Genomic DNA, 24,282 nt, shown 5'->3' on the forward strand with positions numbered 1-24,282 from the left:
GCGGGCACCCGATCACCCTAGCCAAAGCCCAGGACAGGACACGCCGTGTCCGGCGTCGCCGGACCCTCCGCACCAACCTAGGGTGAGCATCATGGCCCATCTCCCCGCTCGTCCGGCCCTGCTTCTCGCCCTCGCCGTGACGCTTGTCACGGCCGCCGGCTGCGGGGACCAGGGAGCACCAGCTGGCGACGGGCCGAGCACTGCGGCGGCCAGCCCGTCGGCGGGCTCCTCCTCCGGCGCCTCCGACGAGCCCAGCCCGGAGCCGTCCGCCGAGGTGTCGGTCACGGCATCGGACGAGCCGTCAGCCACCGCAACCGCCACCCGCCCCCCGGGCCTGCGCAGCGCACTCCTGACGGCCGCCCAGGTGCCGCCGCTCAACACCGGATTCTCGTGGCGCACGACGAACACCAGCGCCGAGGGCGACGAGCCGTTCGGAGTCTGCCAGAAGACCCCCCTGGTGAGCATCGGGGCCACGAGCGCTCAGGTGCGCACCCATGCCGCTGCCACGGCAGGCAGCAACGACACCGCCTCGCAGGTCGTCGCCCGGTTCGCTGACGCGAAGTCGGCCTGGCGGACCTACGAGGTGCTGAAGTCGTGGCGGAGCCAGTGCGCCGACTTCATGCGCTTCGACGACGAGCGGGTCTCAGACCTCACCGAGGTCCCGGTCGGAGCCGGCGTGGGGCACCGCTTCCTGGTCTCGTACCTGGCCGCCAACGGCACCGACGCCCAGATCGTGGCCTACGGGATGACCCGGGTCGGCCGGCACATCTCCCTGGTGCAGTTCGACGTGCTCGGACAGGACTGGAACTACGCCCGGGGCAAGGAACCCGCGTCGCTGGCCGTGGCACAGATCAATCGGCTGCTGGCAGCGCTGCGCTAGTCGGGCAGCACGAGGTGGCGCCGGGCGGCGGCCACCACGTCGGCGAACAGGTCCGGCTCGAGCGCCGCGCCCTCGCGCCGTACGCCGTCGAGCGGGAGCCTCAGCAGCCGGTTCAGTCGAACCTCACTCGGTCGGCCCTCGCGGTCCCAGGACCCGCTGCCGACATCCATCCAGAAGCGACCCTCGGCCGCCTCCTGCTCCGCGTCACGGTCGTGATCCTGACTGGTCAGCTGCAGGGCGAGCCACTCGGCACCATCCTGACCGATGAGCAGGACCGGGCGGTCCTTGCCCTGGCTGGCGTCCTCCTCGTAGGGGACCCAGGCCCAGACCACCTCACCGGGATCGGGTGCACCGTCGAGGTCGGGCTGGTAGGAGATCGTCATGCTCCGAGCCTAGAGGGATGTTCAGACTCTCGCCGCGCACAGATCGAACTTCCGCTGCGACCTGAGCTGCTCCCAGCGACGGGGTCGCGAGACGTCAGTTCTCGCTGGTCAGGCGTCGCTTCGGTGCCGCCCGGAGATGGGCCCGTTCGCCCTGCTTGCCGATGAGGCTGAGGAACTCCACGGGGCCTGCACTGGTCGCGCCGAACCAGTGTGGCGTGCGGGTGTCGAACTCGGCGGCCTCGCCGGCTCCCAGGAGGAGGTGGTGCTCGGCCAGCACCAACCTCAGGGTGCCGTTGAGGACGTAGACCCAGTCATAGCCCTCATGGGTGCGCGGCTCTGGAACCTGGTTGTCAGGGGCGGCTTCGAGGACGAACTTGTAGGCCTGGATGCCGCCGGGCCTCCGGGTGAGCGGCAGCACGGTGGTGCCGCCGCCGTAGTCGATCGCACGCAGGTGGATGCGAGGGTCTCCGGTGGGTGGGGCGTCGACGAGCTCGTCGAGCGTGACACCGTGCGCCTGCGCCAGCGGCAGCAGCTGCTCCAGCGTCGGTCGGCGCAGGCCGGCCTCGAGCCGCGACAGGGTGCTGGTGGAGATCCCGGTCTGGGTTGAGAGGTCCGACAGCGTGATCTCGCGGCGCAGGCGAAGGGCCTTGAGTCTCGGCCCCACACCCCGCAGCGTCTGGTTCATCGAGTCGTCCATGACCCGAGTTTGCCATTGAGCACAGCCGTCTTCCGCGGCCCCGCTCGATGCACGCCGGACCGGGAGCGCCTCACGGCGCGTGGCCGCTCGTAGCGGCTAATTTTGGGACCCGGGGCTGCCGCGGTCCGGCGTGCTCTCCCAGTGTAGTGGGCTCAGGCCAGCCCGGTCCTCAGTTCGAGATGAGCGGCAGCCTCGAGTTGCTCGGCCAGGCTGAGCATGGCCACTGCGTCGGCCTCACCGCGGACCGCCCTTCCGGCTGCGACCACGCGGGCGAAAGCCGAGGCCCGCAGGAGTACGTCGGCGAACTCGCCGACCGCGATCCCGAGCAGCACCTCGTCGGTCATCGCCTTGAGCTGCTCGGGCCCAGGAGGGTCGGCCACCCCGGCGACGACCTGGGCGAACTGGGCGCTCGAGCGGCCGGCGTCGAACTGGGCCGACGCGAGCAGCGGGTCGGCGTACACCCAGGCGCGCAGCACGTAGAGCCGGAACAGGCAGCCGGCCAGGGAGTCTGCCGGGGACCCCGCCCAGACATCAGCCAGCGTCTCGAGTCCCTCGGTCTCCGCCAGATGGAGCACCCGCGCAGCGACGCCCGCATCACTGCTCCGGTGTGCGCCGCGGACCAGGAGCGCGGCCGCCCGGTCGGCAGCCTCGCTGACGAGCGCAGGATCGGTGCCGCCCACGATCGACTCGAAATACCCCGCGCCGGGGGTCATCGGCCGGTGGTGTGGTCTGGTCACGCGCTCAGGCTACGACGAATGCGGGCATCGCTCACCGCGAATGCGGTCCCCAGGTGCTGGGCGAACAGCGAGACCCGGTACTCCTCCAGCATCCAGCGGACCCGAGTCAGTTCAGCGCCCAGCGGTCGTCCCGCAGGCAGGGCGGCCACCCGGTGCAGCCATGCCTCCTGCAGATCTGCCAGCTGGTCCATGAGCTGCCGATCGCGGTTGACCTGCCCGTCGAGTCGTTCGCGCCGATAGTCGATCGCCTGGCAGTAGACCGGCAGTCGGCGCAGCTGCAGCGCCCCCGTGTCGGCCACGAATCCGCGTCCGAACAGTCGAGCCAGCTGTGACTTCATGTCGGTCAGGGCAGGCAGGGTGTTCAGATCAGCACGCCCGGAGAGCACCTTGTCGGTGTGCCGCCAGGCCTGGAGGGCCCGCATCACGTCCTGGAGGACCGCACGCAACTGGCCCTCCTGGTCGAGGGCCGCGGCGGCCACCAGGCCCTCGAACGCGGCCCGGTCGCGAACCACGGGCCGGGCGTCGACGACGGCCTGGACCGCGGCGGCCCGGCAGTCCGCCAGGAGCTCGGCCACCGATGGGTACGGCGAACCGGCGAGCGCCAGCTTGTCGGCGTTGGACAGGCTGTCGAGCAACGCCTTGGTGGGGTCGGTGCCCAGACCGAGCAGCACCAGCCGTCGTACCCCCAGTCGGTGGCGGGCGGCAGCCTCGTCCTCCGAGCCGAACACCTGCTGCCCCACGGTCGCGCCCTCGTCGACCAGCGCAGGGAAGCCGCGCACCTCGTGCCCGGCTCGCGTCTGGGTGAACGAGGCTTCGATCGTCCCGAACGTCCATGTCCTCTGGGCGGTGACCGATCGGCCGGTGTCGGCCGCAACCTCGGCGAGCGCCTGCGCGAACTTGGGTCGCAGCGGCGCCTTGAGTCCCTCGAGATCCTTGCCCCTGGCCTGCTCGCGTCCCGCGCTGTCGAGCACCCGGAAGGTGGGCCGCAGATGCTCAGGCACCTTGGTCCAGTCCCACGCATCATCAGGTACGACGACTCCGGTGGTGGCCCGGAAGTAGCGGGTCAGCGCCGTGAGGAGGGGCTCCTCCCCTGCCGGCACAGCGGCCAGGAACTCACGAGCCTTGTTGGGTGCGGGCACGAAGTTGACCCGCAGACTCTTGGGCAGGCTCCGGATCAGGGCGGTCACCAGCTCCTCCCGCAGGCCGGGCACCACCCACGAGAAGTCGTCGGCCCCGACTCGGTTGAGGGTGGCGACCGGGACGTCGATGGTCAGGCCGTCGTCGGCCGATCCGGGTTCGAAGTGGTAGCTGATCGGGAAGGTCAGCCCCTGCCCGCCACCGCTGCCCTGCCAGACCTCGGGGTAGTCGTGGGCGCGCACCTCGTCGGCGGTGTCATGGGTCAGCATCGAGGGGTCGAAGGTGAGCAGCTCGGGGTGCTCGCGCCGCTCCTGCTTCCACCACTGGTCGAAGTGCGCCCCGCTCACCACCTCGGCACCGATCCGGGCGTCGTAGAAGTCGAACAGGGTGTGCTCGTCCACCACGATGTCGCGACGCCGGGCCCGGTGCTCGAGCTCCTCGGCCTCGGCCAGCAGTGCGAGGTTCTTCTCGTAGAACCTGTGTCTGGTCGCCCATTCGCCATAGACCAGGGCATGGCGGATGAACAGCTCCCGGCTCAACCCCGGGTCGATCCGGCCGAAGGAGATCAGGCGGTCGGCAACCAGCGGGACGCCGTACAGCGTGGCACGCTCGTAGGCCATCACCGAGGCACGCTTCTTGGACCAGTGGGGTTCGGAGTAGGTGCGTTTGACCAGGGCACCGCCCAGCCGTTCGGCCCATTCGGGCTTGATGGCAGCGTTCTGGCGGGCCCAGAGACGAGAGGTCTCGACCAGCTCGCCGGCCATGACGTAGGGGGGGTTCTTGCCCCGCAGCCCACTGCCGGGGAAGATCGCGAACCGGGCACCGCGAGCACCGAGATACTCGCGCATCGCCCGTCGCTCCCCCGGGGTGGTGGTCTTCGACCGCTCCTCGAGCAGCCCGATGTGCGACAGGAGCCCCGAGAGCAGTGCCTGGTGGATGCCGTCCGCGTCGGGTCTGTCGGCCGGCTGGCCGACGTCGATCTTCATCTCCTTGCAGACCTGACGCAGCTGGGACTCGAAGTCCTGCCACTCCCGAACGCGCAGGTAGTTGAGGTACTCCCGTCGACACATGCGCCGAAACGCGCTGGAACCGAGTTCGCGCTGCTGTTCGCGCAGGTGTCGCCACAGGTTGAGCCACGTCAGGAAGTCACTGTCCTCGGCCTTGAACCGGGCGTGCTGCTGATCGGCCTGGGCGCGGAACTCGACCGGCCGTTCGCGAGGGTCCTGGAGGCTCAGGGCTGCGGCGATGACGATGACCTCACGCACGCAGCCCAGTCGCTCGGCCTCCAGCACCATCCGCCCGAGTCGAGGGTCGATGGGCAGCCTGGCGAGTCGTCGACCGAGCTTGGTGAGACGTTGGTCGGCCAGCGCACCCAGCTCCTCCAGGAGCTGGACGCCGGCAGCCACGTTGCGCTTGTCGGGCGGCTCGACGAACGGGAACCGGGCGACATCGCCGAGCCCGAGCGCGGTCATCTGCAGGATGACGCTGGCCAGGTTGGTGCGCAGGATCTCGGGCTCGGTGAACTCGGGGCGCCCGGTGAAGTCCTCCTCGGAGTAGAGGCGGATGGCGATCCCGGCCTCGACGCGCCCACAACGCCCGGAGCGCTGGTTGGCGCTGGCCTGGCTGATCGCCTCGATGGGAAGGCGCTGCACCTTGGTGCGCACGGAGTAGCGACTGATCCGGGCCACGCCGGAGTCGACGACGTAGCGGATGCCCGGGACGGTGAGCGAGGTCTCGGCGACGTTGGTGGCCAGGACCACCCGGCGACCGGTGTGCGCGCTGAAGACCCTGTGTTGTTCGGCGGCCGAGAGTCGTGAGTAGAGCGGGACGATCTCGAGGGGGATCCGCCGCTGGTTGCGGGCGTTGAGGTCGTTGAGAGCGTCGGCGGTGTCGCGGATCTCACGCTCGCCCGGCAGGAAGACGAGGATGTCTCCGGGGCCTTCGGGGATGAGCTCCCCCACGGCCTCGACGATCGCCTCGGTCTGGTCGCGGACAACCGGCTCGCCCTCCTCGTCCTCCTCGGGCAGCTCCACGAGGGGGCGGTAGCGAACCTCGACCGGGTAGGTCCGCCCGGACACCTCGATGATCGGTGCCGGCCGCCCCTGGGCATCGGCGAAGTGCGCCGCGAACCGCTCGGGGTCGATGGTCGCGGAGGTGATGATCACCTTCAGGTCGGGGCGCCGGGGCAGCAGCTGACGCAGGTAGCCGAGGATGAAGTCGACGTTGAGGCTGCGCTCATGGGCCTCGTCGATGATGAGGGTGTCGTAGCGGCGCAGCATCCGGTCCCGCTGTAGCTCGGCGAGCAGGATGCCGTCGGTCATCAGCTTGACCCGACTTGCCTGGGAGGTCCGGTCGGTGAACCGCACCTGGTAGCCGATCACGTCCCCGAGCTCGGTCTTGAGCTCCTCAGCGATCCTCTCGGCCACCGATCGGGCGGCGATGCGTCGTGGTTGGGTGTGCCCGATCAGCCGGCCACCGGGTCCTCCGGCACCGCGACCGAGCTCCAGGCAGATCTTCGGCAGCTGGGTGGTCTTCCCCGAGCCGGTCTCGCCGGCGACGATGACGACCTGGTGGTCGCGGATGGCCGCCGCGATGTCCTCACGGCGCGCGCTGACCGGCAACTGGGCGGGGTAGGAGATCTCCACAACGTCCGCCATTGTGCCCCGCGGCCGAAGCCGCGGGGCAAGTGGTCAGCCCAGCCCGACGTAGCTGACCTTCACGGTGAAGCTCTTGAGGTCGTAACGGCTGCCGTCGGTGAGCCCGGCCGACCAGACGACGTAGGGGCGGGTGGTCTTGTCGAACACGTAGGCGCCGGCCGCGACCTTCCTGCCGGGGTGGTTGGCGACCTTGGCCCCGAACTGGACGCGGGCCGCGAACCCGGTGGTGGGCTTGTAGTAGCCCATCACGAGGTACTTCAGCTTGGTGGTCTTCGTGGTGGACCCACCGCCGTAGGCAGTCACCTGCAGGGACGGGTAGCGGTTCACCACGGACTTGGGGATGTAGATGCCGTGCTGGGTGAGCACGCCACTCTGGGCCGCCTTGGTGCACTTGGTCTGGGAGTAGAGCCCCAACGAGCCGGCCCAGCGGTGCGAGGACGGCTTCTTCAGGGTCGAACAGCTGCCGACGCTCTTGTAGATCAGGGTGTCGGCCGCTCGGAACTTCCGGGTGTAGGTCTTGGTCACCAGCTTCTTGTCCGACACCGTCACCGAGCGGGTCAGCGTCGTGCTGTTCCCCGTCAGGTCGACGACGACGATCCGGACCCGATAGGTGCCGGCTGGGACGACCGTGCCGGCGGTGTTGCGCCCGTTCCAGACGGTGGTGAACGAGGCACCGGCGCTGAGCTGCCCGGACATCAGCGTCCGCACCACGGCGCTGCTGGAATTGAGCACGTCGAGGGTGGCCGAGACCGCCTCGTCGCTCCCGTAGGTGACGTCGAGGGTGTCGCGGTAGCCGTCAGGCTGCGGGAAGAACGAGGTGGCGCCCACGGTGAGGGTGGGCACCGGGCTGTCGGCATCGATCGTGAAGGGACGCGCCGGACTCGATCCGGAGAGCACCCCGAAGTCGGTCACGTCGGCGGTGGCATCGACGATCAACTGGTAGCTGCCCGAAGCCGTGGCCGCAGGCACCGTGTAAGGGAAGCTCACCCGCCCGTCGCCGTCCGTCGTGACCGTCTGGCTGCCTGAGGCCACATCGGTCTGCGGCGTTCCTGGCGCAGCGACGTGCCAGGTGAGCTCGACCGAGGTCGACTCCGCGGGGGTGATCCGCAGCTCGGCGGTCAGGGGGACGCCCGGCCGGACCAGAGGATCGACGTTGGCGGTAGCGACACCGAGACTGCGCCGTACGGCGATCGTCGGCGACTGGACGCCCGTGCTGACGCAATCGGTCTCAGTGGAGCAGCGCAGGATCGTGATCACGCCAGATCCGTCGGTGTCGAACACCATCGTGTGCTCGCCGTTCTGCGCGACGGACTGGCGAGCACCCTGCCACTCGGCCTTCAGCGTCCCAGGGCCCGAGTCGGTGACCGTGAAAGCGTAGGAGCTCGAGTCCGGGTTGATCGCGCTGATCGTCGGCCACGTCACCTCCGGGGGCGGATCGGCTGCTTCGGCCGGGACGGCCAGGCCGGCCGAGGCCAGCACCAGGACAGGCAGGAGCGCGCGCAGCTTCAAGGAGATCCCCCGTGATTCGAAGTCAGGTCGCCGGAGCCTAACCCGGGTACGCCGGCCGCGGGCCGATTCACCTGGTAAAAGTCAGTCGTCGTCCTGATCGGTCGGCAACGCCGGCTGTTGGCCCTGCTGCTGGGTGTTCGCATTCGGCGGCTGGCCGCCCGGGAACTGCCCGGTGCCGCCCTGGCCGCCGGGTCCGCCACGGAAGTCGCCCTGGGAGCTGCCGTCGCTGACCGCCCCGAGTACGGCGCCGCCGGCCCCACCCAGGATCAGGCTCGCCACGGCCACCCCGGCCACGGCCGGCAGGCTGAGGACCCGGTGGCGCAGGGACGTCTTCGGGGCGGGCGCCGGAGCGGGCACGTAGCTCGGCGGCACCAGCGGGGCATCGCTCGGGACTGGGTTCTGGTTCTCTGTCATGGCGCCGAGGTTGCGCCGCCGACCTGTCAAGGGGCTGTGGAGGTGATGATGGGGTGCTGTGGCTGTCCCAGTCGGACGCACGCACAGCGAACACACAGCCAGGACACAGACAACGACGGGTGCACTGGGAGAAGGTGTCCCCATGGAACTCACCCGCCCGGACGGAACACCTCCGCGAGTGCTGGTCGTCGACGACGAGCAGAACATCGCCGAACTGATCGCGATGGCCCTGCGCTACGAAGGCTGGGAGACCGCCCAGGCCCACACCGGCAGCAAGGCGGTGAGCACTGCCAAGGACTTCAAGCCCGACGCCGTCGTGCTCGACATGATGCTTCCCGACTTCGACGGCCTCGAGGTGCTGCGCAGGATGCGCGGCCACCAGCCCGACCTGCCCGTCCTGTTCCTCACCGCACGCGACTCCGTCGAGGACCGGATCGCGGGTCTCACGGCCGGCGGCGACGACTACGTCACCAAGCCGTTCTCCCTCGAGGAGGTGGTGGCCCGGCTGCGGGGCCTGCTCCGTCGCTCCGGGGCACAGCAGGCAGCCTCCACGTCACTGTTGACCGTAGGAGACCTGACCCTCGACGAGGACAGCCACGAGGTCACCCGCGGCGGGGTGGAGATCTCCCTGACCGCGACCGAGTTCGAGCTGCTGCGGTTCCTGATGCGCAACCCCAAGCGGGTGCTGTCCAAGGCCCAGATCCTCGACCGGGTGTGGAACTACGACTTCGGTGGCCAGGCCAACGTGGTCGAGCTCTACATCTCCTACCTCCGCAAGAAGATCGACACCGGCCGGGACCCGATGATCCACACCATGCGCGGCGCGGGCTACGTCCTCAAGCCATGAAGTCACTGACCTCGCGGCTGGTCGTCACCGCGGTCCTGCTGGTGGCCGTGGTCACCCTGCTGATCGGTGCGGCCACCACGATCGCCATGCGGGCCAACCTCACCGATCGGCTCGACCGCGACATCCAGGCTGCGATGAAGCGGTTCACCGACGGACCCGGCGGGGCCTACCAACCACCTCCAGGAGACGACGACCGCGACGGGGACGACGGGTTCACGAACCGTCAACAGCCCGGGACGCTCAGCGCGAGGGTCGCCAGCCCGAACGACGGGGGTGCGGTGATCACGAGCGACGGCTACAAGCCGTTGTCGACCCAGGCACTGGCCGAGCTCGCCGCCGTGCCGACCGATGGGCGCATCCGCGAGGTCGATCTCCCTGGCGTCGGTGAATACCGGGTCGCCGCACAGGTCACGAACGCCGGCACGGTGATCACCGGTCTGCCCACCAGCACCGTGGATGACACCATCTCCTCCATGATCTGGGCCGAGGCCCTGCTCGGCCTGCTGGGGGTGGCAGTCGCGGGCTTGGTCGGAACGATCGTCGTACGCCGCCAGCTCGCGCCGCTGCGTGAGGTGGCCGCCACGGCCCACGAGGTCGCCACCCTGCCCCTGGACTCCGGCGAGGTGGACCTCTCCCCTCGAGTGCCGAACCCCGACGAGGACACCGAGGTCGGCCAGGTGGGTGCGGCCCTGAACTCGCTGCTCTCCCACGTGGAGTCCTCGCTGACCGCGCGCCACGAGTCGGAGCAGCAGGTCCGCCAGTTCGTGGCCGACGCCTCCCACGAACTGCGGACTCCACTGTCCACGATCCGTGGGTATGCCGAGCTGTCGCGACGTACGCCGAACGACGCAGCGACCCTGTCCGCCTCGATGACCAAGGTCGAGACCGAGGCCGACCGCATGAGTGCCCTGGTCGACGACCTGCTGCTGCTGGCTCGCATCGACTCCGGCCGTCCCCTGATCAGCGAGCCGGTCGACCTGACCCGGCTCCTGCTCGAGGCCGTCAGCGATGCGCAGGTCGTCGGGCCCGAGCACCGCTGGCGCCTCGAGCTGCCCGACGAGCCGCTCGAGATCCGCGGCGACGAGCAGCGACTGCATCAGGTCGTCACCAACCTGCTCACCAACGCCCGCCGACACACCCCACCCGGGACGACGGTGACGGTGTCGGCTCGTGCCCTCGACCGGTCGGGCATCGAGTTCGTGGTGGCCGACGACGGCCCGGGCTTCCCGCCGGACCTCACCCGGACCGCGTTCGAGCGGTTCACCCGCGGCGACGCCGCCCGCACCCGGAGCTCGGGCGGCGCCGGACTGGGGCTGTCCATCGTGGCGGCGATCGTGCGGGCCCACGCTGGCACCGTGCGGCTGACCAGCGAGCCCGGCTCGACCCGGGTGAGCGTCCGGATTCCGGACGGGCCCGCCGGCTGACCCCCAGATAGTGCCCAAAGGGGTGTATTCCGGCCCCTTGCGCAGGTGATTGCGTGAGGGGTTGCCAGGGCATCGACGCCCTGGCCAGACAAGGAGTACAAGAATGCATACCCTGTTGTGGCTCATCGCCGTCGTTCTCGTGGTGTCGGGCATCTTCGCCATCGTGCGTCGACAGGTCCTGTGGGGCGTCGTCCTCATCATCGTCGGCCTGCTGGTCGGCCCGGGTGGCGTGAGCATCTTCAACTGACCCGGCGGGAGGGCGCGGCCCAGGCCGGTCCTCTCGCTCACAGGCGGCTGACAGCCGCGTCCGAGGGTGCTGCCAGCGCCGGCCACCACTGTGGTGGTCATGACTTCGCAGACCTTCCGGACCGCCATCGGCCGCTCCAGTCCTCCGCCCCCGGACATCGCCTCCCCCGGGTCCCTGACCCGCAGTGGGGGTGCGCTGTCCGGGGCGGAGCCCATTTCAGCGCAGGACACCCCGTTCGGCCAGCGCCGCTGGCTGGTCGGGCTGCTGGTGCTCACCGGGGCCCTGTACCTCTGGGACCTCAGTGCCTCCGGCTGGGCCAACTCCTTCTACGCCGCCGCCGCCCAGGCCGGCTCGGAGTCGTGGAAGGCCTTCTTCTTCGGCTCCTCGGATGCCGCCAACGCGATCACCGTCGACAAGACGCCCCTGTCCATCTGGCCCATGGCCCTGTCCATCCGGATCTTCGGGCTCTCGTCGTGGAGCCTGCTGGTGCCGCAGGCCCTCATGGGCGTCGCCTCGGTCGCCCTCCTGCACGCGACGGTACGACGGGCCACCGGCTCCGCAGGGGCGGGACTGCTCGCCGGCCTCATGCTGGCTCTGACCCCGGTGGCCGTGCTGATGTTCCGCTTCGACAACCCCGACGCACTGCTCGTGCTGCTGCTGATCGGATCGGCCTACGCGACACTGCGTGGGGTCGAGGCCACCGAGTCGCCCGGCCTCGGACACCCGGTGCGCTGGCTCGCCCTGGGCGGCGCGTTGGTGGGACTGGCCTTCCTGACCAAGATGCTGCAGGCCTTCCTCGTGCTCCCGCCCCTGGCGTTGGTCTACCTGCTCTTCGCGGCCCTCCCGCTGTGGAAGCGGCTGGGCCACCTGCTGGTCGCCTTCGGCGCCATGGTGCTGGCCGGCGGCTGGTGGATCGCGATCGTGGAGCTCTGGCCGGCCTCCTCGCGCCCCTACATCGGCGGCTCGCAGACCAACTCCATCCTCGAGCTCACCCTCGGCTACAACGGCTTCGGACGGCTGACCGGCGACGAGACGGGATCGGTCGGCGGCGGCGGAGGCTGGGGGTCCACCGGGGTCTTCAGGATGTTCAACTCCGAGATCGGCTCCCAGATCGCCTGGCTGCTCCCAGCCGCACTCATCCTCGGTGTCGCCGCCCTGGCGATCGGCCGCTCGAGCCTCACCCGTGGTGTCCGCGCTGCCCTGGTCCTGTGGCTGGGCTGGCTGCTGGTCACCGCGCTGACCTTCAGCTTCATGGCCGGGATCTTCCACGCCTACTACACGGTGGCCCTGGCGCCGGCCATCGCCGCCTCAGCGGCCATCGGCGCCCTGGTGCTGTGGAGGCGTCGCGCCTCGCTGGTCTCCAGCGCAGTGCTCGGCTTCACGCTCGCCCTCACCACGGCCGTGGCCTTCAGCCTGCTCGATCGCTCCGACTGGCAACCGTGGCTCAAGTACGTCGTGGCCACCGTCGGCTTCGCCACCGCCCTGATGATCGTCGGTGTCCGGCACCTGCCGCACCGGGTCGCCCGCATGGTCGCCGCCACTGCCGTGATCGCGGCCCTGGCCGCCCCCGCGGCGTACTCCGTGGCCACCGCCGCGACGCCACACACCGGGAGCATCCCGACCGCCGGGCCGAGCACGTCCGGCGGCAACGCTGGGCCTGGGGGGATGGGCGGCATGGCCGGCGGGGTCGGCTCGCTCCTCAACGGCTCCACGTCGACGGCCCAGATCACCGCGCTGCTGCAGACCGACGCAGCGTCCTACACCTGGGCGGCGGCAGCCGTGGGCTCCAACGCGGCCAGCGGCTACCAGCTCGCCAGCCAGGAACCGGTGATGGCCATCGGTGGCTTCAACGGCTCCGACCCGAGCCCCACGCTGGCGCAGTTCCAGGAGTACGTCGCCAACGGCGAGATCCACTACTTCCTGGCCAGCGGGGACGGCCTGGGCGCAGGCGTGGGAGGTGGTCTGGGCGGCACCCAGACGGGGGGCGCGAGCGACAGCACCGACATCGCCACCTGGGTCGCGGACAACTTCACCGCGACCACGGTGGACGGCGTGACGGTCTACGACCTGTCCGGTGGGATCGCGTGAGCGCGCTGGAGGTCATCGAGCCGGCTCCCACCCTCGAGGTCGTCATCCCGGTCCACAACGAACAGGTGGCGTTGCCGATCGCGATCGAGCGCCTCACCGCGGCCCTGGACCGGCTGCCGTGGACGTGGGAGATCACCATCGCCGACAACGCCAGCTCGGATGCCACCCCCCTGGTGGCGCGCCAGATGGCCCGGGCCTACGACGGGGTCCGAGTGGTGTCGCTGGTCGAGAAGGGCCGAGGCCGGGCGCTCAAGCAGGTGTGGTCCGCGTCCCGCGCAGAGGTGTTGGTCTACATGGACGTGGACCTGTCCACCGACCTCAACGCACTCCTGCCGCTGGTCGCACCGCTGTTGTCGGGGCACTCCGACATCGCGATCGGGTCTCGGCTGCACCGCGGGAGCAGGGTGGTGCGGGGCCCGAAGCGGGAACTGGTCTCCCGCTCCTACAACGTGCTCCTGCGCTCGACCCTGCGGGCCAGGTTCAGCGACGCGCAGTGCGGGTTCAAGGCCATCCGTAGGTCGGTGGCCACCGAGCTGCTGCCCCTGGTGGAGGACAACACCTGGTTCTTCGACACCGAGCTCCTGGTGCTCGCCGAGCGGACCGGACTGAGGATCCACGAGGTGCCGGTCGACTGGGTCGACGACCCGGACTCACGGGTCGACGTGCTGCGCACCGCCCTGGACGACCTTCGTGGCATCCGTCGCCTGGGCTGGTCCCTGGTCACCGGCAGGCTGCCGTTGGAGGAGGTCTCGGGCCGGCTCGGCGTGGCCGCGGCCTCGGGGCGGGTCGCCACCCAGCTGGCCCTGTTCGTGTGCGTCGGCGTGCTCTCGACCCTGGCCTACGCGGTGTTGTTCCTCGGGCTGCGGCAGTGGTGGCCGGCCCAGGTCGCCAACCTGGTGGCGTTGCTCGTGACCGCGGTGGCCAACACCGCCCTCAACCGGCGTTTCACGTTCGGGATCCGTGGCGGTGACCCGATCCGGCACCATGTCCAGGGCCTGCTGGTGTTCGGGCTGGGGCTGGCGCTGACCAGTGCTGCCCTCTGGTTGCTCGGCTCCGCACCGCACTGGGCGGAGGTCGTGGTGCTCACCCTGACCAACCTGGCCGTCACGGTGATGCGGTTCGCGGCCATGCGCCTGTGGATCTTTCGCCACGCTGCGCCCCAGGCCCTCACCCGCGAGACCCTCAGCCCCGAGGGCTCACCCTCGGGTGATCGGGGTGGCCAGGGCGCGGATCTCGCGACTCTGGGCCCGGTGGACAGCAGCGGGACGGCCCCGCCCACCCGGTGAGGGCCACGTCTCCCCGGTGGGCTCCACGAAGTCCTCGGTGTGGCGCACCTTGCGCTGGAAGTTGCCAGGGTCGAGCTCGCGCCCCCACACCACCTCGTAGACATGACGCAGCTCGGACAAGGTGAACCGCTCACTGACGAAGGCCGTCGCCAAGGTGGTGTACTCGAGTTTCGACCGGGCGCGTTCGACTCCGTCGGCCAGGATGCGGTGGTGGTCGAAGGCCATCTCGGCTTCCAGCAGCGCAGGCACCGGCACCCACTCGGCGTGGCTCGCGTCGCTGCCCGCAGTCGGGCTGGGCGCTTCGGCCAGCACCGCGAGATGGGCCACACTCACCATCCGGCCCCGCGGGTCGCGGCCGGGGGCGCCGTAGGTGCGCAACTGCTCCAAGACCAGGTCGCCCGAACGCACTCCGGTCTCCTCGAAGAGCTCGCGCTGGGCCGCCGCCAGCAGGTCCTCGTCGATGTCGACGAAACCTCCCGGCAGGGCCCACTGGCCCAGGAAAGGCTCGTCACCTCGTCGGACCACCAATGCGGCCAGCTCGTCCTCGACGATGCTCAGCGCGACCATGTCCACCGTGACGGAGAAGATCGGGTAGTCGCTGGTGAACACCACCCTGCGAACGTAACTTGTCCACCTGACAAGTTCAACGTGCCCCGTTGCCCACCCGGCGTCGTACGGTGGGCACATGTTGACGCTGGACGGCAAGGTGATCGCCCTGACCGGGGCCGGCTCCGGCATCGGCCGGGCTCTGGCCCTCGACGCCGCCGGCCGCGGCGCGCTCCTGGCGCTCTCGGACTGGAACCCCGACTCCCTGGCCGAGACGGTCGACCTGCTGAAGGCGGCCGGCGTCACCCAGGTGCGCAGCGACGTGCTCGACGTCTCCGACCGCGCTGCGATGGCGCAGTGGGCGGCTGCGGTCGCGGAGCACTTCGGCCGGGTCAACGTGCTCATCAGCAACGCCGGCGTCACCGCCACGGGGGACTTCGAGGAGATGTCCTACGCCGACTTCGACTGGATCGTGGCCATCAACTTCATGGGCGTCGTCAATGGCACCAAGGAGTTCCTGCCCCACCTCATCGCCTCCGGCGATGGGCACGTGGTCACGATCTCCTCGCTGTTCGGCCTGGTCTCGATGCCCGGCCAGTCGGCCTACAACGCCACCAAGTACGCCGTGCGCGGCTTCAGTGAGGCGTTGCGCGAGGAGATGCTGGTCAACGGGCACCCCGTGGGGGTGACCGTGGTCCATCCCGGGGGGATCAGGACCGGCATCTCGCGCAACGGCCGCAAGAACCCCGGTCTCGACGCGGACGCCATCGACCGCCTCTTCGAGGACAAGCTCGCCAAGATGCCTCCGGAGAAGGCCGCTGCCATCGTCTTGGACAGCGTGCTCAAAGGGCGGGCCCGGGTTCTCGTGGGTCTCGACGCCCACCTGATCCACCACTTCGCCAAGCTCACCGGCTCGCGGTATCAGGACATTGTGGCGCGCTTCGGGCGAAAGGCCCGGCCTCGCCACTAAGGTCTGCCTCGTGACCGGGTCATCGCAGGAGTCGCCCGCAGCGGGCGTGCCCGTGCCCGTCGGCGCCCCGATCCGGGTGGCGATGAGCAAGTGGGGTGACCAGCCCCACTGGCGCTACTCGGCGATCTTCCTGGGCAGTGACGAGCACGGGGACTGGTTCGGCTGCCCGGCCGGGACGCACATGGAGCGCCCCGGCGCGCAGTACGTCGCTCCGGTCGACCAGGTCTGCCTGGTGCCGGGCAGAGGCAGCGACCTGGCCCGCAGCTTCGTGGCCACCTTCCACGCGGTCGGCGGCCCGGTGAGCGTCTACGTCGACATCACCACTCCCCCGGTGTGGGAGGGCGAGGACCTGGGGGCGGTCGATCTGGACCTCGACGTCGTGCGTGGCACCAGCGGCCGGATCTGGATCGATGACGAGGACGAGTTCGCCGAGCACCGGATCACGTTCGGCTACCCCGAACGGATCGTCGCTTTGGCCTCCGCGAGCTGCGACCGGATCCATTCCCTGGTCAGCGCCGAGGGTGCTCCCTTCGACGCGGCGAGCTCGGCGCCCTGGTTCACCCTGCTGGAGGCGCTGGTGACGGATCGACCATCTCCAAGCGGACCCCGAGGAGTCTGACCGGACGGTCCCGCTCGACCCGGTCGAGCAGCGAGACGGCGGCCTGGGCGAGCACGGCCGGGTCGTTGGTCGCAGCAGGCAACGTCAGGCTGCGGGTCACCGTGATGAACGGCCGATAGCGGACCTTGATCCCCACCCGCATGGCCGGACGCCCCTCCGCGTCGATGTCCTCCACGACACGCCCGGTCAGCGAGCGCACCTCCTCGACCACGAGGTCCCAGTCCTCGAGGTCCACCTGGAACGTCGTCTCGCGGCCGTGCGCCCGCGGCACCCAGGGCGTGGCGTCGACCGGGTTGGAGTCGACACCGCGCCCCAGCCGGCGATACCACGGCCCCATCGTGGGGCCGAGGGTCTCGGCCAGCTGGTGCGGGTCGGCCGCGGCCAGTTGAGCGACCGTGTCGATCCCGAGCGCGGCGAGCTTCTTCGCGGTCTTGGCGCCGATCCCCCACAGGGCGGTCGTCGGGCGTGCCCCCATCACCTCGAACCAGGTCGACTCGGTCAGCTGCCAGGCACCCCGGGGCTTGCCGAAGTCGGTGGCGATCTTGGCACGCAGCTTGTTGTCGCCGATCCCGACCGAGCAGTGCAGCCCGGTCGCGTCGTGCACCGCGTCGCGGATCCCCGCGGCGAACGCGAAGGGGTCGCCCAGGTCGCCGTGACCGGGACCGGGAGCCAGGAACGCCTCATCCCAGCCCAGCACCTCCACGACCACCGGCACGCCACCCCAGGTCAGGGCGCGCAACGTGCCCATCACCTGGGCCGACGCAGCGTCGTAGGCCTCCTTGTCGACGGGCAGGAACACCGCGTCGGGGATCTTGCGGGCCGCGATCCGCAGTGGCATCCCCGAGCCCACGCCGAACTCACGGGCGGCGTACGACGCCGTCGCGACCACCCCCCGCTCGGTAGGGTCGCCCCGGCCGCCCACCACGACCGGTCGACCCTCGAGTTCGGGATGGCGCTGGATCTCGACGGCAGCGATGAACTGGTCCAGGTCGACGTGCAACACCCACTGCGTGGTCATCCGCGCTCCACCTCCTGCCCTCGGACTCAGCGCCGCGGGGGCGGCAGCGCGTCGGTGGCTTCGAGGGCATCGAGCCCGGTGAGCAGGAGCAGGTCGACCACGACGGAGCGGATCTGGGCGAGCACCACCTCGGTCGACAGGTCATCGGTGCGCTCGACCTGACCCGTGGCGTTGCCGACCGCCAGCAGGTGCGGCCGGGCGGCGTCGGCGCGACGGTTGGCGTGCAGCTCGACCGCCACCACGTCTGCCGCGTCGGCCAGATCGGTGCACAGGACCGCGTAGGAGTGGGGCACCGAGCGACGATGGTAGGCAGCGACGGCGGTGCGGCGGACCAGCACGCGGGTGCTGCGCAGGGAGCGATCGAGCGGATCGACGAGCTCGGCCATCTGGCGCAACCCTGGCCGGTGCCGGATCCGGAACGGTGAGGAGGCGACCACGGAGAGTCCCTCGTCTGCGGCGTCCTGGAGCTCGCGGATCAGGTAGTCGGTCGCTCGGGCGTCGGCCAGGAGGTCGAGGGCCGGCTCCACCTCACCGCTGACCATCACCTCGGAGGCGGCGCGGAGGAGCGCCGCGATCTTCTCGATCACCAGGGCCGCCTGGTCGCGCGGTCGCCGCAGGGGGGCAGCGGGGACCGCGGTCGCCGCGACGAGCGCCACGGCTCCGCCCACCAGAGCATCGCTCCACCGGGTCAACCCGGCGGCCGGGTCCGGGAGCAGGGTGCTGACCACGATGGACTGCACGGCCGCCTGGGTGACCAGCAGTTGGCCACCGTCCAGGAGCAGTGCAGCGCTCATAGCGAGGCCGACGATCAGGGTGAGCTGCCACCAGCCGGTGCCGATCTGGTTGACCAGGAGGTCGCCCACCAGGACCCCCGCACCGACCCCGATCGCGACCTCCATCACCCGGCGCAGTCGCTGCCCGTAGGACGTCCCGAGGCTGACGACCGCGGCGATCGGCGCGAAGAACGGGGTCTGGTGCCCGAGCACCTCCTGGGCCAGCCACCAGGCGACTCCGGCCGCGATGGCGCACTGGGCGACCTGGAACCCCTTGGCCCGTAACCTGCGCACCCGGTCGCCCGCCGAGACTCGGCCGCGAGCCCAGAGCCGATCGAGCGGATTGGCTTCCATGCCTCGATCCTGCCAGTCCCGGTCGACATCGGCTGACGAGTGTCGACAGGGTGGCTAAGGTCGCACCAGAGTGAACGGCGTCACGTCGCGCGGCTGAAGGAGCATGAAGTGGTCTCACTGATCGACCCGACCGCCGTCGGCTTCCTGCTGAGCGAGAACCGCAACATGCCCATGCATGTCGGCGGTCTCCAGCTGTTCAAGAAGCCGGAGGGCGCCGGCCGCAACTTCGTGCAGGACCTCTACGAGCAGATGCGCGACGTCGACCAGATCGCCCCGCTCTTCCTGAAGCGTCCGATGCGCTCGCTCAAGACCGCCGGCCAGCTCGTCTGGGTCGAGGACGAACTGTTCGACATCGACCACCACGTCCGTCACAGCGCCCTGCCCCGGCCCGGACGGGTGCGCGAGCTCCTCGATCTCTGCTCCCGGCTGCACAGCCAGCGCCTGGCCTGGGAGCGCCCCCTGTGGGAGGCCCACATCATCGAGGGCCTGCGTGACGGGCGGGTGGCGATGTACACCAAGACCCACCATGCGCTGGTCGACGGAGTGTCGGCGATGCGGCTGCTGCAGAGCGTGCTGACCACCGACCCCGACCGGCGCAACATGCCCGCGCCCTGGGCCGCCCGCCCGAGCAGCCGGCCCCGGCCCGAGTCGAGTGAGGCGGATCCCGGTGAACTGACGATCCAAGCCCTACGCACGGCGTTCGGGATGACCGCGGAGGCCGCGGGACTGCCTGGAGCCCTGGTCCGGACCCTCAACCGGAGCGTGCGCAACGAGACCTCGTCGCTGTCGCTCTACGCGCCCCGCACCCTGCTGAACCAGAACATCACCGGATCACGTCGCTTCGCCGCCCAGGACTGGCCCATCCAGCGGATGCGGGCCATCGGCAAGGCCACTGGCACCACGATCAACGATGTCGTGCTCGCCATGTGCGGGGGCGCTCTGCGCACCTACCTGCTCGATGTCGACGACCTTCCGCCCGAGACCCTGATCGCGATGGTGCCCATCGGGCTCAACGCCAAGCAGTCGCACCTCGCCTCCGGCGACGGCGGCAACGCGGTGGGCTCGATCATGGTCAAGCTGGGCACCGACCTCGAGGACGCCGGTGATCGGCTGGAGGCGATCCACGGGTCCATGCTGAGCGGCAAGGAAGCGCTGTCGGCGATGACCCCGATCCAGATCCTGGCGATGAGCGCCGTGGGGCAGGCTCCGGCGATCCTGACACCCATGCTGCGGCTGCAAGGCCTGGTGCGCCCTCCGTACAACGTGGTGATCTCCAACGTGCCCGGGCCCAAGACCGCGCACTACTTCAACGGGATGGAGCTGACCGGCACCTATCCGCTGTCCATCCCGATCCACGGCATGGCGCTCAACATCACCTGCACGTCGTACAACGGGAACATGGCCTTCGGCCTGACCGGCTGCCGGCGTACGGTCCCGCACCTGCAGCGCCTGCTGACCCACCTCGACGTCGAGCTGCGCGCGCTCGAGAAGGCTGCCGGCATCCAGCGGAGCTAGTCAGCTGTAGACCCGCCGGACGAGGGCATCGAAGGCGACATCGGGCAGCAGCTTGCGCGCCGTCATCAGCGTCCCGGCGCCTTTGCCCACGGGATAGCGCGCTCGCGGACTGCTCGAGACGGCGGCCTTGACGATCTTGCGAGCCACGACCTCGGGCGGGCTGGACCTCCGCCGGCTGTCGCCGCTCTCGAGAACTCGGCGCACCGTCTCGGCCTGCTCGGCATAGGCCCCGTCCCGCGAGGTCGCGACGAGGTTGTCCCGGCTCGTCTGGTTCCACTCGGTGCGGATCGGGCCGGGCTCGATGATCACGACGTCGATGCCGTGCGGACGCAACTCGATGCGCAGGCTGTCACTCAGGCCCTCGACGGCGAACTTGGTGGCGTGGTACCACGACCCCATCGGCTCGTAGAACTTGCCGCCGATGCTGGAGACGTTGATGATCCGTCCCTGTTTCGCGGCCCGCATGTGCGGGGTGACGAGCTGGATGAGCCTGGCCAGACCGAACACGTTGACCTCGAACTGGCGTCGCGCCTCGTCGATGGGGACGTCCTCGAGAGCCCCGTAGGACCCGTAGCCGGCGTTGTTGACCAGCACGTCGATGCGCCCCCGCTCCTCCATGACGCGAGCGATCCCTGCGGTCATGCTCGCGTCGTCGGTGACGTCCATGGCGAAGACGTGCACCCCCTGATCGGCCAGGCCCTGCATGCGGTCGAGCCGTCGGGCCACGGCATAGACCTCGTAGCCCTCCTTCTTGAGCGCGAGGGCGGTCTGCTCGCCGATCCCGCTGGAGGCTCCGGTCACGATGGCTACACGTCTGCTCATGGGGCCATCATCCTGGTCACCTGCAAACCGCCGCCAATGCTCGTGGCGACCTCACGAAGTCTGGCCTCGGTGATCGCGCTGACCGTGCGGAGTCCGGCCAGGTCGGCGTTGGACCCGGGCCGCGTCGGTTCGGCGGAGTTGATGCTGATGCATCGCCGGGTGCCGCCGTCCTCGGCGTTGGCCAGCGCGACCGCGTGTCCGGTGGTGCCACTGCCGGCGAAGAAGTCGAGGACGACCGCGTCGGAGGGCATCGTCTCCAGGATCCTCAGGATCAGACCGGTCGGCTTGGGACTCTCGAAGACGTGACCGAGCAGGTCCTTGAGCTCCTGGACGGCGGTGTCGGTGGAGCCGACCTCCTCGGCGAGCCAGATCGTCTTGAGCTTCTTGCGCCGCAGGGTCGGGCCGTCCGGGTGCAGCCAGTCCTTCTGGAAGACATCGGTACGCCGACCCCCGCGCCCGACGATCTCGCGGCACACGAGGTCGCCGGCCTGGGCATCGATCTTGGGCCGCGACCAGCGCCACACCGCAGGACGCCCGTCACCGAAGACCGGCTCGATCTGCTGGGCTCCTTCGAAGGTCTCGCTGCTCACCCGGCCGGTTGCCGGGTCCCCCCACACCGGGAAGTGCAAGGTGCGGGAGGTGACGGGGTTGAACTTCTTGTTGGTGTTGCGCAACGGCAGGTGTCGGTAGCGCCGACCCTCGTTGTCGGTGAGGGGGAAGTCGCTCTCGTCGACGGTCCGCGAGCTGCTCGCATCGAGCACCGTGCGCCCGGCGTCGCGGGCGTAGACGAGCAGGTACTCGTGGCTGGTGGCGAAGTGCCGGCCCAGCTGACGACCCTTGGGATTGAGGTTCACCACGATCTGGGCGATGAAGTTGCGCTCACCGAACACCTCGTCCAGCAGGAGTCGCAGGTGAGCCGCCTCGTTGTCGTCGATGCTGACGAACAGCACGCCGGTGTCCTTGAGTCGGTCCCGGCCGGCCACCAGGCGGGGCCGCATCATGTCGGTCCAGTCGCGGTGCCGGTTGCGGCCGACACCGTGATCGTCACGGTAGGCGAAGTCGTTGCCGGTGTTGTAGGGGGGATCGATGTAGATCAGGTCGACGACATCGTCGAGGCGCGACAGGACCTCGAGGTTGTCACCCTCGATGAACTCGTTCCAGACCATGCCTCAGGCCTTCGACACGCTCGAGCCGGGCCTGCGCAGGGATTTGGTGGCCTTGTCGGGATGCACCCGCTTGTCGAGGTCGGCATTCTCCAGCAGGCTCGCCAGCGGCGCTTCCTGCTCGGGATAGGCACCGACCGGTCGGTCACCGCTGAACACCACGTAGACCGTCCTCCCGGCTGGCGCGACCTTGAGGATCGTGCCCTCGACGAGGCCTGAGGCGTGGTTGAGCGCCTTGCGGCGGGCGTTGAGCGACATAGCCCGTTTGCGCGCCGCCTCGGCGGTCTGTCGACCACCGTTGTCCCAGGCCAGCTTGGCCTGAGGTCCGTACTTCACCACCAGCACACCGGCTGCCGTGGCTGCCTTCGCGATCGGAGCGATCTTCATGGAGGTCCCCTTCAACGAGTGTGACCCCATCCAATCACCCTGCTAGGCGGCCGTGCGGCCGGCCGCAGCCGGGGCGGCCGCGCTCGGGTCGTCCTCCACCACCGCCCGGGCGAGGCGGTCGACGACGGCGACGGCGTCGTCGAGACCGATCTCCTCGAGCAGGCCGTCGGGCACGAGCTGGTCGAGCGCCGCGCTGGGCCAGTCAAGGACGCTGAGTGCGCTCTCGCTGCGCGCCCAGACATCGGCGTCGGTGCTCGACAGCCCGAAACGGCGTGCCAGCCCGGCGGCCGCAGCCGTGCTCGAGGCCGGCTTCTCCTCGGTGTGGGCAGCCGCGATGGTCTCGACGACCAACGACTGCTCCGGCGTGCACAACTGGCGCACGAGCGCTAGCCACTCCTGTGACATCTGTCCCCCCGGACGTAGTCAACTCCCCCCCGGGAGTTAGTTGAACCGTACATCAACAGGACGAGATCCGGGGGCTTTCCTTACGAACTGACCCAGAACTCGCGGTGTCCCCTGATTCAAGCGCGTTGCGGCCTCGCACGCCAGCCTCTTCGAGAAGGTTGGTGGATATCGGACCCGAGCAGGTGACACTCTGGGCCCGTGAGCGAACGCAACGTCCTCGACGGTGAGCTGGAGCCCTGCGGCACCGACCCGGTGACCGGGTTCTACCGCACCGGCACGTGCACCTGTGGCCCGGAGGACGCAGGGGTCCACGCCGTGTGCGCCGTCATGACCGCGGGGTTCCTCGCCCATCAGCGAGCCACCGGCAACGACCTGACCACGCCCCGACCGGAATGGCAGTTCCCCGGGCTGACGCCGGGCGATCGATGGTGCGTGGTCGCCAGTCGCTGGCTCGAGGCCTACGAGGACGGGTACGCCGCACCGGTCGTCCTGTCCGCGACCAACCGACGGGCCTTGGAGATCATCCCGCTCTCGGCCCTCACCAGTCACTCCGTCGACGTACCGCCTGATCTCAGCTCGCTCGACTGAGCGACTACCGCAGTTCGGCTGACCGACTTCGCGGACCGAGGCACCATGTGGATGTGCACCTCGAGCCGCTCGCGCCGCCACCACCGCGCACCCCGCTCAGCCGGCGGTCGTGGCTGTCGATCATCGGCGTGCTCGGGCTGCTCGCGGCCGCCCTCGTCGCGATGGCCGCCGACTCCCACGACCCCCTGGACCGGTTGCTCGGGGGGACGGAGATGACCGGGAAGCGCGACGAGTACCGGTTCCTGCACACCCACCCGCGTGGCGGGACCCTCCCGATCGGCTACGACCCGTGCACGCCGATCGTCGTCACTGTCGATCCCGACGGCGCCCCCGACGACTATCGCGACCTCGTGGAGACCGCAATGGAGCACACGAGCAGTGCCTCGGGCCTGAGCTTCGACTACGCCGGGCCCACCAGCGAGCGGAACTTCTCCGAGCGCGACAGCTCGGACCCGGTGCTGGTCCTCTGGGCGGACGCCGACGAGGTCCCCGAGCTGGCCGGCGACGTCGCGGGGATCGGCGGCAGCTCGATGCTCACGGGTACCGGACGCCCCTACTACGTGACCGGCAGCATCGTGCTGGACCGGGACAACTTCGAGGCGGGCACCTCCGCAGCCTCCCGGCAGGCCATCCTCGACCATGAGTTCGGTCACCTCGTGGGCCTCGATCACGTCAACCGGATCGGAGAGCTGATGAACCCCTCGCCACGCGTGACGACCTACGGTCGCGGCGACCTGCGCGGTCTCGCCCTCCTCGGGCAGGTGCCCTGCTCCTGAGCTGACGCCCGCGCGCTCTCGGCGGGGATGTGAGGTTCAG

24 protein-coding genes are annotated in these 24,282 nt (G+C 69.9%); 11 read left to right on the forward strand and 13 right to left on the reverse strand.

The window, feature by feature from the left end:
* Positions 1–91: 91 nt before the first annotated feature.
* Positions 92–880, forward strand: coding sequence for a hypothetical protein (locus tag AB7I40_RS02680; protein ID WP_428343497.1), 789 nt, complete (start codon positions 92–94; stop codon positions 878–880).
* Here the strand turns inward: AB7I40_RS02680 and AB7I40_RS02685 are convergent.
* From AB7I40_RS02685 to AB7I40_RS02710, 6 genes are all read right to left on the reverse strand, one after another.
* Positions 877–1,263, reverse strand: a complete 387-nt coding sequence (locus tag AB7I40_RS02685) for a type II toxin-antitoxin system PemK/MazF family toxin (RefSeq protein WP_428343498.1) — start codon at positions 1,261–1,263, stop codon at positions 877–879. The two genes, AB7I40_RS02680 and AB7I40_RS02685, sit on opposite strands and share 4 nt — an antisense overlap.
* Positions 1,264–1,357: 94 nt before the next feature.
* Positions 1,358–1,960, reverse strand: coding sequence for a helix-turn-helix domain-containing protein (locus AB7I40_RS02690; protein WP_428343499.1), 603 nt, complete (start codon positions 1,958–1,960; stop codon positions 1,358–1,360).
* A 152-nt stretch (positions 1,961–2,112) separates the two neighbouring features.
* Entirely contained in the window at positions 2,113–2,697 is a 585-nt protein-coding gene (locus AB7I40_RS02695) for a hypothetical protein (protein ID WP_428343500.1), read from the reverse strand.
* Positions 2,694–6,491, reverse strand: a complete 3,798-nt coding sequence (gene hrpA / locus AB7I40_RS02700; protein WP_428343501.1) for an ATP-dependent RNA helicase HrpA — start codon at positions 6,489–6,491, stop codon at positions 2,694–2,696. Before hrpA ends, AB7I40_RS02695 begins: the two co-directional genes overlap by 4 nt.
* 33 nt (positions 6,492–6,524) lie before the next feature.
* Positions 6,525–8,000, reverse strand: coding sequence for a FlgD immunoglobulin-like domain containing protein (locus AB7I40_RS02705; RefSeq protein WP_428343502.1), 1,476 nt, complete (start codon positions 7,998–8,000; stop codon positions 6,525–6,527).
* Positions 8,001–8,081: 81 nt separating this feature from the next.
* Positions 8,082–8,414 (reverse strand): hypothetical protein, encoded by a 333-nt coding sequence (locus AB7I40_RS02710; protein ID WP_428343503.1) that lies wholly within the window; start codon positions 8,412–8,414, stop codon positions 8,082–8,084.
* Between the two features lie 142 nt (positions 8,415–8,556).
* Between AB7I40_RS02710 and AB7I40_RS02715 the strand changes: the two genes are divergently transcribed.
* The 5 genes from AB7I40_RS02715 to AB7I40_RS02735 all read left to right on the forward strand — a co-directional run bounded on the left by AB7I40_RS02715 (position 8,557) and on the right by AB7I40_RS02735 (position 14,306).
* A complete protein-coding gene (locus AB7I40_RS02715) occupies positions 8,557–9,261 on the forward strand; it encodes a response regulator transcription factor (RefSeq protein WP_428343504.1) in 705 nt (234 codons plus the stop codon).
* Positions 9,258–10,685: a sensor histidine kinase gene (locus tag AB7I40_RS02720; RefSeq protein WP_428343505.1), complete on the forward strand. Its 1,428-nt coding sequence runs from the start codon at positions 9,258–9,260 to the stop codon at positions 10,683–10,685. Before AB7I40_RS02715 ends, AB7I40_RS02720 begins: the two co-directional genes overlap by 4 nt.
* 103 nt (positions 10,686–10,788) lie before the next feature.
* Positions 10,789–10,932 (forward strand): GPGG-motif small membrane protein, encoded by a 144-nt coding sequence (locus AB7I40_RS02725; RefSeq protein WP_428343506.1) that lies wholly within the window; start codon positions 10,789–10,791, stop codon positions 10,930–10,932.
* A gap of 99 nt (positions 10,933–11,031) precedes the next feature.
* A complete protein-coding gene (locus AB7I40_RS02730) occupies positions 11,032–13,020 on the forward strand; it encodes an ArnT family glycosyltransferase (protein ID WP_428343507.1) in 1,989 nt (662 codons plus the stop codon).
* Entirely contained in the window at positions 13,017–14,306 is a 1,290-nt protein-coding gene (locus AB7I40_RS02735) for a glycosyltransferase (protein ID WP_428343508.1), read from the forward strand. The genes AB7I40_RS02730 and AB7I40_RS02735 overlap by 4 nt, the downstream gene beginning before the upstream one ends.
* On the opposite strand, the gene AB7I40_RS02740 is transcribed toward AB7I40_RS02735, so the two are convergent.
* On the reverse strand, positions 14,217–14,918 hold the full coding sequence (locus tag AB7I40_RS02740) for an NUDIX hydrolase (RefSeq protein WP_428343509.1): 702 nt from the start codon (positions 14,916–14,918) through the stop codon (positions 14,217–14,219). The two genes, AB7I40_RS02735 and AB7I40_RS02740, sit on opposite strands and share 90 nt — an antisense overlap.
* 73 nt (positions 14,919–14,991) lie before the next feature.
* Here AB7I40_RS02740 and AB7I40_RS02745 point away from each other — a divergent pair, with 73 nt between their 5' ends.
* Both AB7I40_RS02745 and AB7I40_RS02750 read left to right on the forward strand, forming a co-directional pair.
* A complete protein-coding gene (locus tag AB7I40_RS02745) occupies positions 14,992–15,822 on the forward strand; it encodes an SDR family NAD(P)-dependent oxidoreductase (RefSeq protein ID WP_428343510.1) in 831 nt (276 codons plus the stop codon).
* A gap of 10 nt (positions 15,823–15,832) precedes the next feature.
* Complete coding sequence (locus AB7I40_RS02750) at positions 15,833–16,441, forward strand: DUF402 domain-containing protein (RefSeq protein WP_428343511.1); 609 nt, start codon at positions 15,833–15,835, stop codon at positions 16,439–16,441.
* On the opposite strand, the gene AB7I40_RS02755 is transcribed toward AB7I40_RS02750, so the two are convergent.
* Together AB7I40_RS02755 and AB7I40_RS02760 are read right to left on the reverse strand one after the other, a co-directional pair.
* Positions 16,380–17,459 (reverse strand): DNA polymerase IV, encoded by a 1,080-nt coding sequence (locus AB7I40_RS02755; protein WP_428343512.1) that lies wholly within the window; start codon positions 17,457–17,459, stop codon positions 16,380–16,382. The two genes, AB7I40_RS02750 and AB7I40_RS02755, sit on opposite strands and share 62 nt — an antisense overlap.
* A 26-nt stretch (positions 17,460–17,485) precedes the next feature.
* Positions 17,486–18,586 carry an FUSC family protein gene (locus tag AB7I40_RS02760; protein ID WP_428343513.1) on the reverse strand — a complete coding sequence of 367 codons (1,101 nt, stop codon included), beginning with the start codon at positions 18,584–18,586 and terminating at the stop codon, positions 17,486–17,488.
* 108 nt (positions 18,587–18,694) lie between these two features.
* On the opposite strand from AB7I40_RS02760, the gene AB7I40_RS02765 reads away from it, so the two are divergent.
* On the forward strand, positions 18,695–20,101 hold the full coding sequence (locus tag AB7I40_RS02765; RefSeq protein ID WP_428343514.1) for a WS/DGAT/MGAT family O-acyltransferase: 1,407 nt from the start codon (positions 18,695–18,697) through the stop codon (positions 20,099–20,101).
* Here AB7I40_RS02765 and AB7I40_RS02770 read toward each other — a convergent pair whose 3' ends face one another.
* Genes AB7I40_RS02770 through AB7I40_RS02785 form a run of 4 tightly spaced genes read right to left on the reverse strand, consistent with a single transcriptional unit; the run spans position 20,102 to position 22,878 of the window.
* Complete coding sequence (locus AB7I40_RS02770; RefSeq protein ID WP_428343515.1) at positions 20,102–20,923, reverse strand: oxidoreductase; 822 nt, start codon at positions 20,921–20,923, stop codon at positions 20,102–20,104.
* Positions 20,920–22,089 carry a site-specific DNA-methyltransferase gene (locus AB7I40_RS02775; protein ID WP_428343516.1) on the reverse strand — a complete coding sequence of 390 codons (1,170 nt, stop codon included), beginning with the start codon at positions 22,087–22,089 and terminating at the stop codon, positions 20,920–20,922. The genes AB7I40_RS02770 and AB7I40_RS02775 overlap by 4 nt, the downstream gene beginning before the upstream one ends.
* A 3-nt stretch (positions 22,090–22,092) precedes the next feature.
* Entirely contained in the window at positions 22,093–22,473 is a 381-nt protein-coding gene (locus AB7I40_RS02780; RefSeq protein ID WP_428343517.1) for a hypothetical protein, read from the reverse strand.
* 42 nt (positions 22,474–22,515) lie between these two features.
* Positions 22,516–22,878 carry a hypothetical protein gene (locus tag AB7I40_RS02785; protein ID WP_428343518.1) on the reverse strand — a complete coding sequence of 121 codons (363 nt, stop codon included), beginning with the start codon at positions 22,876–22,878 and terminating at the stop codon, positions 22,516–22,518.
* 198 nt (positions 22,879–23,076) lie between these two features.
* Between AB7I40_RS02785 and AB7I40_RS02790 the strand changes: the two genes are divergently transcribed.
* Positions 23,077–23,466, forward strand: coding sequence for a DUF2237 family protein (locus AB7I40_RS02790; protein ID WP_428343519.1), 390 nt, complete (start codon positions 23,077–23,079; stop codon positions 23,464–23,466).
* Positions 23,467–23,519: 53 nt separating this feature from the next.
* Positions 23,520–24,242 (forward strand): matrixin family metalloprotease, encoded by a 723-nt coding sequence (locus AB7I40_RS02795; RefSeq protein ID WP_428343520.1) that lies wholly within the window; start codon positions 23,520–23,522, stop codon positions 24,240–24,242.
* Positions 24,243–24,282: the final 40 nt, after the last annotated feature.

Source organism: Nocardioides sp. (assembly GCF_050246775.1).
Lineage (GTDB): Bacteria > Actinomycetota > Actinomycetes > Propionibacteriales > Nocardioidaceae > Nocardioides.